This window comes from Magnetococcales bacterium (genome assembly GCA_015228815.1).
Taxonomy (GTDB): Bacteria; Pseudomonadota; Magnetococcia; order Magnetococcales; family UBA8363; genus UBA8363.
This window is the reverse complement of record JADGCV010000064.1, coordinates 1-15,365: the sequence shown is the minus strand read 5'-3', so window position 1 is coordinate 15,365 and position 15,365 is coordinate 1. Positions and strand designations below refer to the sequence as shown.

At 55.6% G+C, this 15,365-nt stretch carries 14 protein-coding genes; 5 read left to right on the top strand and 9 right to left on the bottom strand.

Annotation, left to right across the window (positions count from 1 at the left end):
* Positions 1-284: 284 nt before the first annotated feature.
* On the top strand, positions 285-680 hold the full coding sequence (locus HQL76_17060) for a hypothetical protein (protein MBF0110879.1): 396 nt from the start codon (positions 285-287) through the stop codon (positions 678-680).
* Between the two features lie 75 nt (positions 681-755).
* Here the strand turns inward: HQL76_17060 and phaC are convergent, their stop codons facing one another.
* The 9 genes from phaC to trmFO all read right to left on the bottom strand — a co-directional run bounded on the left by phaC (position 756) and on the right by trmFO (position 11,426).
* Positions 756-1,817: a class III poly(R)-hydroxyalkanoic acid synthase subunit PhaC gene (gene phaC, locus HQL76_17055; protein MBF0110878.1), complete on the bottom strand. Its 1,062-nt coding sequence runs from the start codon at positions 1,815-1,817 to the stop codon at positions 756-758.
* Positions 1,818-1,820: 3 nt separating this feature from the next.
* Complete coding sequence (locus HQL76_17050) at positions 1,821-2,996, bottom strand: hypothetical protein (protein MBF0110877.1); 1,176 nt, start codon at positions 2,994-2,996, stop codon at positions 1,821-1,823.
* 217 nt (positions 2,997-3,213) lie between these two features.
* A complete protein-coding gene (locus tag HQL76_17045; protein MBF0110876.1) occupies positions 3,214-3,570 on the bottom strand; it encodes a phasin family protein in 357 nt (118 codons plus the stop codon).
* Positions 3,571-3,707: 137 nt separating this feature from the next.
* Positions 3,708-4,169, bottom strand: coding sequence for a polyhydroxyalkanoate synthesis repressor PhaR (gene phaR / locus HQL76_17040; protein ID MBF0110875.1), 462 nt, complete (start codon positions 4,167-4,169; stop codon positions 3,708-3,710).
* 75 nt (positions 4,170-4,244) lie between these two features.
* Positions 4,245-4,991: an acetoacetyl-CoA reductase gene (phbB, locus tag HQL76_17035; GenBank protein ID MBF0110874.1), complete on the bottom strand. Its 747-nt coding sequence runs from the start codon at positions 4,989-4,991 to the stop codon at positions 4,245-4,247.
* A gap of 74 nt (positions 4,992-5,065) precedes the next feature.
* A complete protein-coding gene (locus tag HQL76_17030; GenBank protein ID MBF0110873.1) occupies positions 5,066-6,250 on the bottom strand; it encodes an acetyl-CoA C-acetyltransferase in 1,185 nt (394 codons plus the stop codon).
* 723 nt (positions 6,251-6,973) lie between these two features.
* Positions 6,974-7,867 (bottom strand): peptide chain release factor N(5)-glutamine methyltransferase, encoded by an 894-nt coding sequence (prmC, locus tag HQL76_17025; GenBank protein ID MBF0110872.1) that lies wholly within the window; start codon positions 7,865-7,867, stop codon positions 6,974-6,976.
* A 6-nt stretch (positions 7,868-7,873) separates the two neighbouring features.
* The gene (locus HQL76_17020; GenBank protein ID MBF0110871.1) at positions 7,874-9,892 is read right to left on the bottom strand and encodes a peptidoglycan DD-metalloendopeptidase family protein; all 2,019 of its coding nucleotides are present in this window, start codon (positions 9,890-9,892) and stop codon (positions 7,874-7,876) included.
* Positions 9,893-10,085: 193 nt separating this feature from the next.
* The gene (trmFO, locus tag HQL76_17015) at positions 10,086-11,426 is read right to left on the bottom strand and encodes a methylenetetrahydrofolate--tRNA-(uracil(54)-C(5))-methyltransferase (FADH(2)-oxidizing) TrmFO (protein ID MBF0110870.1); all 1,341 of its coding nucleotides are present in this window, start codon (positions 11,424-11,426) and stop codon (positions 10,086-10,088) included.
* 201 nt (positions 11,427-11,627) lie between these two features.
* Here trmFO and HQL76_17010 point away from each other — a divergent pair, with 201 nt between their 5' ends.
* From HQL76_17010 to rpmE, 4 genes are all read left to right on the top strand, one after another.
* Positions 11,628-12,407, top strand: coding sequence for a prepilin peptidase (locus HQL76_17010; protein ID MBF0110869.1), 780 nt, complete (start codon positions 11,628-11,630; stop codon positions 12,405-12,407).
* Positions 12,408-12,411: 4 nt separating this feature from the next.
* Positions 12,412-13,116, top strand: coding sequence for a dephospho-CoA kinase (locus tag HQL76_17005; GenBank protein MBF0110868.1), 705 nt, complete (start codon positions 12,412-12,414; stop codon positions 13,114-13,116).
* Positions 13,117-13,631: 515 nt separating this feature from the next.
* Positions 13,632-14,921 carry a transcription termination factor Rho gene (gene rho / locus HQL76_17000; GenBank protein ID MBF0110867.1) on the top strand — a complete coding sequence of 430 codons (1,290 nt, stop codon included), beginning with the start codon at positions 13,632-13,634 and terminating at the stop codon, positions 14,919-14,921.
* A 67-nt stretch (positions 14,922-14,988) separates the two neighbouring features.
* Entirely contained in the window at positions 14,989-15,201 is a 213-nt protein-coding gene (gene rpmE, locus HQL76_16995; protein ID MBF0110866.1) for a 50S ribosomal protein L31, read from the top strand.
* Positions 15,202-15,365: the final 164 nt, after the last annotated feature.

Genomic DNA, 15,365 nt, shown 5'->3' with positions numbered 1-15,365 from the left:
GGAACGGGGCGGACCATACCATTAGACCCCTTTTTTCTTTCAATAATTGAACCCAGAGGGTACCTGGGCAGTTACAATAATTTGCAGCCGCCCAGGTTCCCCCAGGATTCGGGATCATGGATGTTCTTGATGCGGATCAATTTTAAATGCGGACAGGATAGGCAGTCGGTTGACATTTGACGTATGTTGACATGAATTTCGATCGGCCCCGTGACGAAAAGGTCCCTGAAACGAACAGGGGGCCAAAAATATAAATCAATGGATCAAGCCAAGGAGACGAAATCATGAAAAAACTGTCCTCGATGATTCTGCTGGGATTGGCGCTTGTTTTTCCCCTGGGACCCCTGCATGCGGGTCCCTTGGGGGATGCAATCAAGGCGGGGATGACGGAAGCACGAGAAGGGGTGATGGGATTGCTGGCGGCCCCGGACGCGGCAGCCCAGGCTGAAAAATTAAAAATGGTCGCTTCCGGAACCGCCAAGGTGGATGCCGCCCTGGCCACGGCAGATGCCGCCAAAACCGCGGAATTGAAGACGATCTGGACCGAATTCAAAAACACCCGCGATACTGGAATCATTCCGGCAATACAGGCAGGCAAAAAAGACGAGGCCAAGGCCTTGGCCGAAGGGATTCAAGCCGAACGTATCAAAAAAATGAAAGCGATCATCGACGGATTGTGACCGTATGGCGGTGGAACAAAAAAAGCCCTGGCATCGCACCAGGGCTTTTTTCATGCAAAAACGATACAACCCGGCTTAACGGGCTTTGAGCCAGTTGGCAATGGCAGGAGGAACTTCCGACATGGAACGACCGGAAGTGAAGATGCCAATGTGCCCCCCCTTGAAGGGAAACTCGGAATAATCCTTGCTGTTACTGTATTTCCCCAGGGCCTGGGAGGCAGGCGGGGGAACCAGATGATCCTTGGTGGCAAAGACATTGAAGACCGGCATGGTGATGTTCTTCATGTCCACCCGCTTGCCACCGAGACGAACTTCACCTTTGATCAGCTTGTTGTCCTGGAAGAAATCCTTGACGAACTGACGGAAGGTCTCGCCCGGTTGATCGGGAGAATCGAAAATCCATTTTTCCATCCGCAGGAAGTTCATCAAGCCCGTAGGATCTTCCAGCATCGGAATCATGTCGAGATATTTTTGCCCCGTCAAGCGATAGGGGTTCATCGACAGGAAGGTGAAATTCAAAAGATCACCCGAAACATTGCCCAGACTGTCAACGATCAGATCGACATCCAGATCCTTGCCCCAGGATCCCAGAACATTCTTGCCACCATGGAAATCGACCGGAGTCACCACCGTCACCAGATTTTTGACCTTTTCCGGGTATAGCGAGGTGAAACAAATGCTGAACGTGCCCCCCTGACAAATGCCGAGAATGTTGATGCTCGGCAGATCGTAACGGGCGCGGATGAAATCGACGCAACGCCGGATATAGCCGTTGATGTGATCGTCGAGTTCCTGAAAACGGTCGGAGGCGTCGGGATAACCCCAGTCGATGATGTAGACATCCAACCCTTGATCCAACAGTCCGCGGATCAACGACCGGTCTTCCTGCATGTCCGCCACATAGGGGCGATTGACCAGGGCATAAATCACCAAAACCGGAATGCCATGCGGCTTTTCCACCCGGGGGGTGTAATGATACAGGACAACCTTGTCCTCTTCATAGACGGCTTCCTTGGCGCTGATCCCCTCGCTGATGGGTCCCAGTTCGCTCAGGGTTTTCATGCCGGCAGCCATCTGTTTGTAATATTGATTCAGTTCCTTGGCGGCCGCTTCGGGCTTAATGTTGAACGGAAACATTCATCAGGCTCCTTTTTTTTCGGATTCGTCCTTGGTTGCGCCCGCTTTTTTGCGTCCCAACCTTTTTTCGCTCACCGGAACAGCCCCAAGGGTCTTTTCCACATGAGCCTGAAGGGCCTCCAGATCGAACCGCAGATTTTCGGCATCCATGCTGCCCGCGGCACCACCGCTTGCCCGAAGTTCCTTGATTTCCTCATCCATTTCGCGAACCTGGCGCTTGAGCAATTGAATCTTCTTGTAGGCCGAGTCCAGCTCGCGACGATTGGGAATATTCATTCCGGCAAGAAAATCATCCGTCAATTCCTGCATCGTCTTGCGGAAGTTCATCATGTCCCGGACCATGCGGGCGTTGGTCTGCAAATATTGATCGCTGGTGACCAGTTCCGAATGGGCCTCTTCCAGGCAATCGATCCACAGAACGAAGGCGTCACGCAGGGTCTCGATCTTTTTCTCACCCTTGCCCAGTTCGATGAGCTTCGCCTGCAACTTCTCCAGGGCCTTGACCTTCATGTTGTTCTTCAAGGTCTGATATTCGGAGAAGGATTTCTGGAAATCCATGCCGAAGGACATGGCGCGTTGCATGATTTCCTGTTTTTCACGTCCAATTCCGACTCCCGGGAATCCCAGGATCGTCTGCAACAGCGCCGGCGATCCGAGTGACTGCGGCAGGCTGCTGTTCAATTGGGTGAACAACGGATTGCTGGCCAGCATCTGGTTGAATGATTCCAGCGACTGGTTCATCGGTCCCATCGGATTGAAAAACGGAAACGCAAACGGATTGTCTCCCGCGGTCGCCATCATGTTGCGGAACTGCTCGACCGTCTTTTCGACGACACTGGTCCATTCCCCCGTCTTGGAAACATCGCCCAACGATTGAAACATCGCAAGCATCGCCTGTCCCATCTGGGTAAACCCGTTCATCGACGACATCAGATTCTTCACGACCATGTCCTGGGTCCCGGCCGTCTGAAACATCGCCAGAGGATTCCACATCGGTGACATGCTGCCCATCATTTTGCTGAAATAGTCCATCGGCATGTTCGGCATGTTCGGCATGTTCGGCATGACCGTCTTCCACCAGGAATTCTGGGCCATGTTGGACGATTCCTGCCAGAATTTTTGCTGAAGCTCTGCCCAACTTCGCATCCAGTCCGTTGATGAAAACGGTGACTTTTCCATGATGATCTCCTTGAAAGGCCTTGATACTGAATTCTGGTTTTTGAGATATGGCGCGAATGCGCAAACAACAAGACCCGATCCCCACTGAAGGGTCGGGTTGGGTTTTGGAAGGCGCGTCCCTGCGCCTGATGCTCGGGTCGTTCCACCTTCTCACCACAGGTGACAAGATGTCCCCGCAACCGGATCGTTTGACTGTCCCTATTCCGTTCCGGTTTGACTAGCGCCCACCATTCTTGGCCCGGTCCATCAATTCCTTGATGTTTTGATCGATCAGATTTTTCAGTTCCGATTGGCCGCGGGTGAGGACTTCCATGGTTTTTTGCGCATTGGCCAGGACCATCTTGCCCACCTCGGAGGCCAGCTCCGCCTGATTGGTAACGGCGTCCTGGACCGTCTTGATGCTGCCCATCTGTTTCATCTGTTCGGAGCCCGATTTGATGAAATTTTCGGCAGCTTCAAGCTGCTGTTTGGCCAGATCCTGAACGGTGCGGTCGTTGATTTTCTGCAAAGTGGTGACGGTTTCCATCATTTTTTGCGAAAGTTCCGTCAGTTGATCGGCGATTTTCTTATCCATGATCTCTCTCCCTTGAGGACGGTCGGTTTGCTGCACCGCAATAATGTTGCGTTGCAGCATAGATGGATTGGTACACGTTGTCAAATTTTTTTTTCGCCGGGTCGAAAAAAAACACCTGCGATAAAATTAATTTGTTTTCAATGTTTTGAAGTATTATCCCGTTGATTGCTCCCCGAAGGTTGGGATCCGGGGAAAAAGTTGTTCCAGAAATTAAGGCTTCGATTGGTCATTTCCGACATGAGGGCGATCGGATCGGCGGCAGCACGGATGCGGTTTTGTTGATCAAGAAAAAAATCCATGCTTTGTTGCAGATATTCGCCGAGAACACCCTGGGATTGCAGGGAATCGCCGTAAAATCGGATGATGCTTTGCAACAGGTCGGTGGTAAGGACCGGGGCTCCTTTTTCTTCGCGTTCGCTGATGATCTGCAACAGGATGGCCCGGGTAATGTCGGCTCCTGTCTTGTTGTCCACCACCTTGAAAGGAGATCCGGCAAGAACCAGGCGCCGGATTCCTTCCAAGGTGACATAAGTGGAGGATTCGGTGTCGTAAAGACGCCGATTGGGATATTTCTTGATGATGCGCACGGTTTCGGTCATGATCCGCCGGGTTTCCGGTGCCAGAGTGTCGGAATCGATCGTTGGACCGGATTGCGCCTCATTCTTCCCGTGATGTCAATAGCTGGTGTATTGGGCGCCATTGACATCAATGTTGGTACCATTGATGAATCCCGCGTTGTCGTCGGCCAGGAAGGTGACGACCCGGGCGATTTCCATGGGCTCCGCCATGCGACCGGCGGGGATCTGGGCGAGAATGCCCTGCATGACCTTTTCGGGAATCGTCTTCATCATGGCGGTGGCGGTGTAACCGGGGCAAACGGTGTTGCTGGTCACATTTTTCTTGGCCCCTTCCTGGGCGACCGACATCGAAAAACCGGCCATGCCCGACTTGGTGGCGGCATAGTTGGCCTGACCGAACATGCCGCGGCGACCGTTCATGGAGGAAATGTGGATGATGCGACCGAATCCACGGTCCACCATGCCCGAGAACACCTGCTTGGTCATGTTGAAAACGCTGTTGAGGTTGACCTCGATGACCTTGTTCCAGGCGGCCACTTCCATCTTCTTGAGGGAGGAGTCCTTGGTGATGCCGGCGCAGTTGACCAGGATGTCGATCGGACCCAATTTGGCCTCGATTTCCTTGACCGCCTTGGCGCAGGAATCAAAATTGGACACGTCGCATTCCGCCAGGAAGCAGTCGATCCCTTCCTTCTTCAGTTCGGCGGTCCAGGCGGGGATGTTATCCTTTTCGAACGACGCATAGGTCGAAGCGACAACCTTTCCTGCCTTGGCAAGGTCCCGAATGATGTCGGTACCGATGCCACCCATGCCACCCGTGACCAATGCAACTCTCTTCGTCATTGCCTTCTCCTTGCTTTGTGATCGTGAACAAACCGAAAAATTTCAATTTTCAGAACACTCTGGTTTCGAGACCGTCAATCCCGTTGCACGGCGATGGCGATCCCCTGGCCACCACCAATGCACAGGGTCGCAAGCCCCTTCTTGGCGTCACGGCGTTGCATCTCGTGCAACAAGGTGACCACGACACGGCATCCCGAGGCCCCCACCGGATGTCCCAGGGCGATGGCGCCACCATTGACGTTGACCTTGGACAGATCCCAGGCCAGGTCGTTGTTGACCTTGATCGCCTGGGCGGCAAAGGCCTCGTTGGCCTCGATCAGGTCGAGGTCGGCGACGGTCCAGCCCGCCTTCTTGAGGCACAGGGTGCTGGCGGGGATCGGACCGGTACCCATGATCGCCGGATCCACGCCGGCGCTGGCGTAGGCAACAACCCGGGCGAGGGGCTTGATGCCCAACTGCGTCGCTTTTTCCTTCGACATCAAGACCACCGCCGCGGCGCCGTCGTTGATTCCCGAGGCGTTGCCCGCGGTCACCGTGCCACCCTTCTTAAAGGCGCCGGGGATCTTGGCCAGTTGTTCCATGGTCGCCCCCTTGCGGATGAATTCATCGTTTTCAAAGACCAGGGGGGGCTTGTTGCGGCCCTGGGGGATTTCGATGGGGATGATTTCATCCTTGAACCGGCCCGATTTTTGTGCCGCTTCCGCCTTGTTCTGCGAGGCAACGGCAAATTTGTCCTGCTCGTCCTTGGAAATATTGAAACGCTCGGCAATGTTCTCGGCGGTGACCCCCATGTGGTATTCGTTGAACACGTCGGTCAGGCCGTCATAGATGAGGCTGTCTTCCATCCGTCCAGGCCCCATGCGGGTGCCGGTGCGGCCATCGAGGATCAGGTGCGGTGCCAGGGTCATGTTTTCCTGACCTCCCGCCACGACGATGTCCACGTCACCCAGTTTGATGGCCATGGTCGCCAGATGAATCGATTTCATGCCGCTGCCGCACAACTTGTCCACCGTCATGGCGGGGGTGGTGTAGGGAATGCCCGCCCCCATGGCTGATTGACGGGCAGGATTCTGCCGGGCGCCTGCGGTCAGGATCTGGCCCATGATCACTTCATCGACCTGTTCCGGTTTGATTCCGGCGCGTTGAATGACTCCGGCGATGACCTTGGACCCGAGCACCGTGGCGGGCACCTTGGAAAGGGCTCCCAGAAAGTTTCCAACCGCGGTGCGTCCCGCGGCGACGATGACGACTTCTTTCATTCAATAATCTCCTGGCTTCAAAAGGTTCATTGCTCATGGACAGGCCATCGACAATCGCGGCGATCCTTCACGGACCCGCATGGATCCGCTCCGGGAAGCCACGTTGCGACCCGAGATACATTTTGCCTTAATTTGTTAACATGTTTGCCGGAATTTGAAAAGGGAAACCTTTAAATTAACAAAAAATATACGGTCAATCGCAAATCAAGGTCACCCGGCAAAGGTTCATGATCCAATGGACAATGCGAGGCAAGGGCAGACATGAAATTTAATAAAATTAAATAAAACAAAATGTTAAAATATTTGATAACTTCGGAGCGTCTTCAGGACTGGGAAAAATGGAAGCATGCTCAATAGAAAATAATAATGACAATAAAAAAAACTTTTTCTAAATAGTTTGTTTCCGATCGTATACCAAAATAAATATGTGGATAATGAACGCTCCGGCTTCAATTATTGAAAGAAAAAAGGGAGCTGGGGGATTGCCCCCAGGGTTTTGACTTTGTTTTTTATGCGCCATTTCACCCGAAGCGAATTTCCGCGTGGTTTTTGCGGAAATTCGCGTAAAACGCGCCCCTTGGCCTGTCTTTCTTCGCGTTTTTTGCGAAGAAAGGCAAACGCAATGCCGGTTGTATTGTGAAAGGGCGCGTGGAAAAACAAAATCAAAAACAAAGTCAAAACCCTGGGGGCAATCCCCCAGACCCCTTTTTTCTTTCAATAATTTCAACCATGGAAAGAGGTCCGATGGTCCGGCGAGAAACCGAAAACGATGCGCGCGACACGGTGACAGTCGGGCAAGACTGAAATACCGGAAAGGTTTTGTTTTTCAAACAAGGAAACGACTTCGTGGCGTTGCCGGGGATCGATTTCCAGGGCCAGAAGCCCTCCCGGGGCCAGAAACGAAACGGCGGGAAAGATGAAACGTCGAACAAGATCCAGGCCATCATCGCCGCCATCCAGAGCCAGATGGGGCTCAAAGTGGACGATTTCGGGTTGCAGCATGGAAATTTCTCCGCGGGGGACATAGGGAAGATTGGCGACGATCGCCTCGAACGACAACGTGGTGCCGTCCAGAGCAGACAGCAGGTCCGATCGATGCCATTGGACCCGACGATCCATTCCCATCGCAAGGGCATTGCGTTGACTGATGTCAAGGGCCTCGGGACTGATGTCGAGACCGATTCCCCGTGCCTGGGGAAATTCACGCAAAAGACTCAACAACAAGGCCCCGGAACCGCAGCCGGTTTCGAGAAAACGCCAGGGGCCAGTCCGGTCCTTGAAATGAAGGAGCACACATTCGAGAAGAGTTTCGGTTTCGGGACGGGGAATGAGCACATGGCGATCGACGACAAAAGAATCCTTCCAGAACTCCTTGCGACCGATGATGTAGGCAACCGGTTCCCGGTCCGTGCGCCGCTTGAGACGGCTTTTGAAAGCATCCAGTTCGTCCAGAGTCAATGGCCGGTCCGGATCGAGAAAGAGACCGATCCGTTCCAGACCGAGGGTGTCGGCAAGAAGGAGTTCGGCGTCAAGGCGGGGGGTGTCGATCCCCCGCCGGGCCAGCCAGGGACTGCTCCATTGCAGCAGTGCGCGGATGGTCCAGATCGGGGGATTCAAAGAAAATCAACGTGTACGTTTGTCGTTGACAAGGGCCGCCACCCGGGTGGTTCCCGATTTCATCATCGCCAGAAGCGGCGCGGTCTTGGCGCGGAAGTCGCTCATGTAACGCGGCGGAACCGGTGATGCCGAGGCCATCTTGATGGAAAGCGGATCCACCTGCACATTGTTGACGCGGACTTCGTAGTGAAGATGCGGTCCGGTAGAGGCCCCGGTCATCCCCACTTGGCCGATCATCTGTCCCTGTTTGACCCGAGCGCCCGGACGAATGTCATTGGCGTAGCGGTGCAGGTGGGCGTAGGCGGTGGTGTATTGGCTGTTGTGACGGATCAGGATCAGCTTGCCGAAACTGCCCTTGGTCCCGACATGGGTGACCACGCCATCACCCGCCGCCCGGACCGGAGTCCCCATGTCCGCGGCATAATCAACACCCTTGTGCGCCCGGGTGAATCCAAAGACCGGATGTTTGCGATTGCTCGAAAACAATGACGAAATGCGGCGGAAATCGACCGGGGCGCGGATGAACATTTTGCGGATGCTCTGTCCCATGGCGTCGAAATAGTCGGATTCACCCTTGGGGTTGGTATAATGGACCACCCGGTGCGGCGTCCCCTGATTGGTGAACTCCGCAGCCAGGATCCGTCCCTCGCCAGCCCGTTTTCCCTCGTGAAACTTCACTTCCCGAACGACCGAAAAACTGTCGCCAACACGGATGTCGCGGGCAAAGTCGATGTCGTATTCAAACATGTTGACCAGTGTCGCCAATTGTGAATGGGTCAAACCGGCCCGGCTTCCCGCCGCAAACAACGATCCATCGGTACGGATGGCGCCACTGATGATTTCCGTCCGACTGTTGAACACCTTCTTCTCGATCTTGGGGACAAACCCCTGGCCATCGTTGCGCAGCCAGAAGATGCTCTCATCATCGACCGGGTAGGAAAGCGCCAACAACAATCCCTCGGACGAAAGATCGACATTGAGAATCTTTCCCGGTTGCAGCATGCGGGCAAGATCATAGACCGGCTTGCAGGACCGGGCGATCTCCATGGCGGTGTTTTCGTCGATGTTGCGCGCCGCCAGGATGCCGGTCAGGACATCGCCCTGTTTGACCTTGATGGCAACGGAATTGACGGTCCGTTGTCTCTTGGATGTATCGTCAACGGACGTGCCACGGTTGCCGGCGGCATCCGGAGCGACGGTGACCTGTGGTTGATCCCTTTCCGAAGCGTCGCTCGAATCCTGTTTCGGCTCCGCGACCGAAACCATGGCCGGGGTGTTGGAAACGCTGGTGATGCCGAAATCCCCCGGTTCGAGCGCCCCTTTGAAATCGCCCGCTTCGGTCCGCTTGACGACAAGCGTATTGCCGTCATCGGTGGGATAGGAAACCGAAAGCAGCTGTTTTTGCCGGTCGAAAACAAGTTTGACCAGTTTTCCGGTCTGGAAATTGGCCGAAAGATCGAACACCGGTCGCGCACCGCGGGCGATGGAATAGATGGTCCTGAGCGAAATGTTCTGCCGTTGCAGCAGCGACGACAGCGTATCGCCCCGGGAAATGCGTTCGATGATGACCTGATGGTGTTCCTGTACCTGGGGACGACCCCGATCCAGACGGACCCGTGGGGTACGCAATGCCGCAAGCCGGATCGACTCGTCCGCCGACAGGGCATTTTGCCGCGTTGCGTTGGTGATGACCCGAACCGGCCTGGCTTCACGTTCTTTTTCCGCCACGCCATCCATTTCCTGGACGTGCGTCATTTCGTTGCGCAACAACCAGCCCAGATAATCGGTTGGAATTCCTCCCGAAGTACTGGCGTTCAACGCGCCATGGGTGGCGATCAATCCGACTGTCACCATGCCGAACAGCAAGGAGGGAAACTTTTTTTCACGGGCCTGCCCAACGACCGGAACGGCTCTTCCGACCGGAACAACGCCTCCGGTCGCAACGTTTTCGACAGCGACCGCCTGGATTCGGGTTCTCGTGGCGAATGTGCGCGTTTTCTTGTGTCTTCTGGGTCCGGAAAGCATACGTCCTCTTTTTTCAAGTCACCAATTTGACGTTCAACCCCGCGATTGTCTCTTCCTCGGCGATAATGCAATTCAGGGTCCGTTTTTTTTCAGCGACAGAAATATTCTGATAATTCAAACAAATCGACGATCTTTTCCGAGCGGTGCGACAAGCAAAAAAGGACTTGCACGTTAATGTAATTCGTTGCCCCTGTCAAGGACTTGTTACAAGGGCGCGTCTCCAGGGTTCAAGATCGATTCGGGCCTGTCGGACCAATTCCATTTTCCGATGTTTTTTTGACACGGCTGCGGATGGCGGCGGAAACAGACCAAAATTGATGTTCATCGGTTCGAACCGTTTGGTTGGCGGTTGCGTGACATGACGCAACAGGGCGCCAAGGGCGGTGGTCGGCGGTGGTAGCGGCGGCGGGTGACCCGATCGCAGTTGGCCCGCCATGAACACCCCCGCCAAAAGTCCCGACGCGGCGGATTCCACATACCCTTCGACCCCGGTGATCTGACCGGCGAAGTACAGATCGTTCCGGGTGCGCAGACGCAAATATTGGTCCAAAACGAACGGGCTTTGGATGAAGGTGTTGCGATGCATCGCCCCCAGACGTTCGAATTCCGCCTGTTCCAATCCGGGAATCGTCCGGAACAGACGCCGCTGTTCGGGCCAGGTGGCGCGCGTTTGAAAGCCAACCATGTTCCAAAGGGTTGCCGCATGATTATCCTGACGCAGTTGGACCACGGCCCACGGCTGGCGACCGCCATCGTGGGGATTGGCCAGGCCGACCGGTTTCATGGGGCCGAAGCGCAGGGTATCCAGGCCGCGCGATGCCATCACCTCGATCGGCAGGCATCCTTCGAAAAACGGGGTGTCGCGTTCAAAGTCACGCAAGGGAGCGGTCGCGATGGTTTGCAGTTGGGTGACGAAGGCATGATAACCTTCCCGATCGAGGGGGCAGTTGATGTAATCGTCCCCCCCCTTGTCGTAGCGTGATTGTTTCCAGGCGCGGCTCATGTCGATGGAGTCGCCGGCAACCATGGGCGCCAGGGCATCGAAGAAAAAAAGACGTTCCCGACCCAGATTCTTTTCCATCCAGGGGATCAGGGCATCGGAAGTGAGGGGGCCGGTGGCGATGATGCACGGGAGGTCGGGGTCGGGGTCGTGGCATTCCTGGACATGGCGGATGATTCGGGGATGGGTTTGAATCCGGTTCTGGATGAATGTCGAGAATTCGATGCGATCCACTGCCAGGGCGCCGCCGGCAGGGACCCGATGGGCATCGGCGGCGGCAAGAACGAGAGATCCCAGGCGACGCATCTCTTCATGGAGGAGACCGACGGCGTTACGTTCCGGATCGCCGCCGCGCAATGAATTGGAACAGACCAGCTCGGCGCACCATGGGGTCCGATGGGCAGGGCTCGATCGCAGCGGACGCATCTCCGACAGGGAGACCTCGATCCCCCGTTCGGCCAACTGCCACGCCGCTTCGGAACCGGCCAGCCCTGCGCCGATGACGTGAACCTTCGAAGGGTGTCGTGCTGTCAATGGACTGCCCGCTTTTGGTCATTGGATCATGAATTCACAACGCATTGTCGCGTTTTGTCACAAAAGATGCAAGGATATTTGTGGTTTTCCTGTACCGCCCGTCGGGAATCGGGTATCGTCAACGCCTCGGGAACATTGGGAACCACGGGTGGGAATCCGAATGGATGCATCGCACCCATGCACCATCCGGGAGGACGATGAATGTCCGATTCGATCATTTTCATGGTGTTTGCGTTTGGCATCACCTGGGGCAGTTTTCTCAATGTATGCATTCATCGTCTGCCGCTGGGCGAAAGTATCGTCTTTCCACCCTCTCATTGCCCGCAGTGCCGGCAAAACATTTCATGGCGCGACAACATTCCATTGTTGGGCTGGCTCATCCTGCGTGGCCGTTGCCGCCACTGTCGCCACCCCATTTCCACCCTCTATCCCCTGGTGGAACTCCTGGCGGGATTGCTTGCCGTCCAGGTGGTTCTCCGGTTCGGACTTCACTGGGAAAACCTGCTTCCGCTCACCCTGGGATATGCCTTCATCGTCCTCTCCTTCATCGATTTCAAGCATTACATCCTCCCCGATGTCATCACCCTTCCGGGAATGGTGTCGGGAGTGGCGCTGGCCTGGAGCGGCTGGCTGGCCCCCCCCCTTGCCGACGCGAGGGCATCGGTATTGGGTCTTGTCATCGGTGGTGGCGGCTTGTGGGCCTTCGCCTGGCTGTTTCACAAAATGACCGGCAAGGTCGGAATGGGGTTTGGCGATGTCAAACTGATGGGGATGATCGGCGCGTGGCTGGGATGGCAAGCCCTTCCTTTCACCCTGTTCTTTTCCGCCCTGGCCGGCAGTGTCGTCGGCATCGCCTGGATGATCGTGGCGAACCGCGACCGCTCCCAACCCATCCCGTTCGGCCCCTGGCTGGCCGCCGCCGCCTGGATGTATCTCTTTGTCGGCGATGGGGTCTACGCATGGTATCTGGGAAAAGGATGACGCCATGGATGGACAACGGAAACTTCCTTTGTTTCTGGTGGGGCTGACCGGTTCGATGGGATGCGGCAAGAGTCATGTCGGGGAACGCTTTGCCGCTTTGGGAGCCTGGCTGATCGACACCGATCGGGTGGCCCGAAGGGTGGTGGCCCCGGGGAGTGAAGGATTGCGGGCCGTCATCGAACGGTTTGGCCCCTCCTTTCTCGAAGTGACCGGGAGCGAAACACTGCCGGGACTGGACCGAAAAAAAATGGCCGACTGGATCTTCACCCACCCCGAGGATCGTGTCGTCCTGGAATCGATGCTGCACGAATGGATCCTCCGGGAGGTTCGCGACACCCTCCTCCAGGAGTTCGAACGGGAGACCGGAGGACCGGTTGCCAAGACCCGCGTCGCCATTCTGGAAGTACCGCTTCTTTTCGAGACGGGGTGGGACCGGCTGTGCGACCGGACCGTCAATGTCGCCTGCGGTTGCCACCAATGGAGTCGCCTGGCCTGCCGGGACAACATGTCCGACGCGGTCAAACGCCAGGTGATGCTCCGGCAGTTGCCCGAAGAGGAAAAAAACCGGCGCGCCCATCATGTCATCGACAACAGCGGTTCCATGGAAGCGACCTCGGCCCAGGTACATCGACTGTGGTTACACTTTCAAGAACAGGCCAGACCTCATCGTCGTTTTCTTTGGCCCGACCCCCATCCGCCCACCGGTTGAATCAACCTGGACAAAAAAACATGCCCTACTTTGAAAATAGGATTGACTTTATCCTTCACCCTGGGTAGCTTCCTACTCCGGATGGGAGGCTGGAAACCCCCGTCGATGGGAGACATGATGGTCTTCTCCCGGATCTTTTTTCGCAACTTCTCCACAATCGCATCGGGACGTGTCCGGCGGAATCTCGGTCGCGGCGTTCCCGGAAAAATCGGAGTCATAATAATCGCAATCGCCGGAACGGGATCATCCGAATCGTTTCCCGGCCCGATCCGATCGTCTCCCGGACAGGCTCCCGTGATTGACGGGTATCCTCTGAAGCATCTTCGTTCGTTCGTGCCCGTGCGTCAGCGGGCCCAGGATCGTTTTCGTTCTCCGTTCCTTTTCCCGGAACGGCGGGATACGTCGGCTTGGCGTGTCATGACGGACGGATTCGGGAAAGAAATGTCAAAATTCGACCGGCCTCGAACCACCCACCGAAACAACCCATCCAACCTTGATACCCGGTTCACGAAATCATGACCACCAATACTTCTGAAAAAACCGCGACGCTCAACCTTAAAGTGCTCAAGGCCATGAGCGTATCCGAATTGACCGCCCTGGCCGACGAAAAAAAGGTCGAGGGTTTCAACGGGATGCGTCGCCAGGAATTAATCTATTCCATACTCAAGGCCGAAAGTGTCATCAATGGCCAGATTTATGGCGAAGGGGTACTTGAGGTTTTGCAGGATGGTTTTGGTTTTCTGCGGGCCCCCGATACCAACTATCTGCCGGGACCCGACGACATCTATGTCTCGCCCTCGCAGATTCGCCGCTTCGGGCTGCGCACCGGGGATGTGGTGGAAGGACAGATTCGCGCTCCCAAGGAGAGCGAACGGTATTTTGCCTTGTTGCGCGTGGAAAAAATAAACTATGAAGATCCGCTCAAGAGCCGCGGCAAGATCCTGTTCGACAACCTGACGCCTCTTTATCCCGACGAACGCCTGGTGATGGAGGTCGAGGGGTGCCCCGAGGAGGACATGGGGACGCGGATCATCGACCTGATCTGTCCCATCGGCAAGGGGCAGCGGGGATTGATCGTGGCCCAGCCCAGGACCGGCAAGACAATGTTGATGCAGAGCATTGCCCATTCCATCGCCGTCAACCATCCCGATGTCTATCTTCAGGTCCTTCTGATCGATGAACGGCCCGAAGAGGTGACCGACATGAAACGTTCGGTCAAGGGGGAGGTGGTCTCCTCGACCTTCGACGAACCGGCGACGCGCCATGTCCAGGTGGCGGAGATGGTCATCGAGAAGGCCAAGCGGCTGGTGGAACATAAACGCGACGTGGTGATCCTTCTCGATTCGATCACCCGACTTGCCAGGGCCTACAATACCGTTGCCCCTTCCTCGGGCAAGGTCCTCTCCGGTGGTATCGACGCCAACGCGCTGCAACGTCCCAAACGGTTTTTCGGAGCGGCGCGGAATGTCGAGGAGGGGGGATCGTTGACCATCATCGCCACCGCCCTGGTCGATACCGGGTCACGCATGGACGAGGTCATCTTCGAGGAATTCAAGGGGACGGGCAACATGGAGGTCCATCTGGACCGCAAGCTGGTCGAAAAACGTATTTTTCCCGCCATCGACATCGCCAAGTCGGGGACCCGCAAGGAAGAACTTCTGACCAGCCGCGAGGAATTGGGCAAACTTTGGGTCCTGCGGCGGGTTTTGCTGCCCATGGGACCGCAGGATTCCATGGGATTCCTCCTGGACAAGGTCAAGGCCACGAAGAACAACAGCGACTTCTTTGCCAGCATGAACAATTGAACATCTACCGTCCTGACTCGTTTCAGGCACTTGGCATCAACCGCAATCCGATCTTGAAGAGTTCGTCATGAAAAAAGAAATTCATCCCGAGTACAACGAAATTTCCTTCACCTGTTCCGGGTGTGGTCATATCTTTCAAACCCGTTCCACGGGCAAGAATACCACGTTGGGGGTATGTTCCAACTGTCATCCCTTCTATACCGGCAAGCACAAACTGTTGGATACCGCCGGACGGGTGGAACGGTTCATGCGCAAGTATGCCAAGACTGGAAAAGCGTAATTGGCACACGCCTGCGCAAGATTCCCGCAAAAACCACGCGGGAATCTTGCTTCGGGTGAAATGGCGCGTAAAAAACAAAATCAAAAACATATATGGTCCACCCCGCAGATGCGAGAGGAAATTTCATCGATAGTGAAGGAAGAGTTGCACCCATATATCCGGCC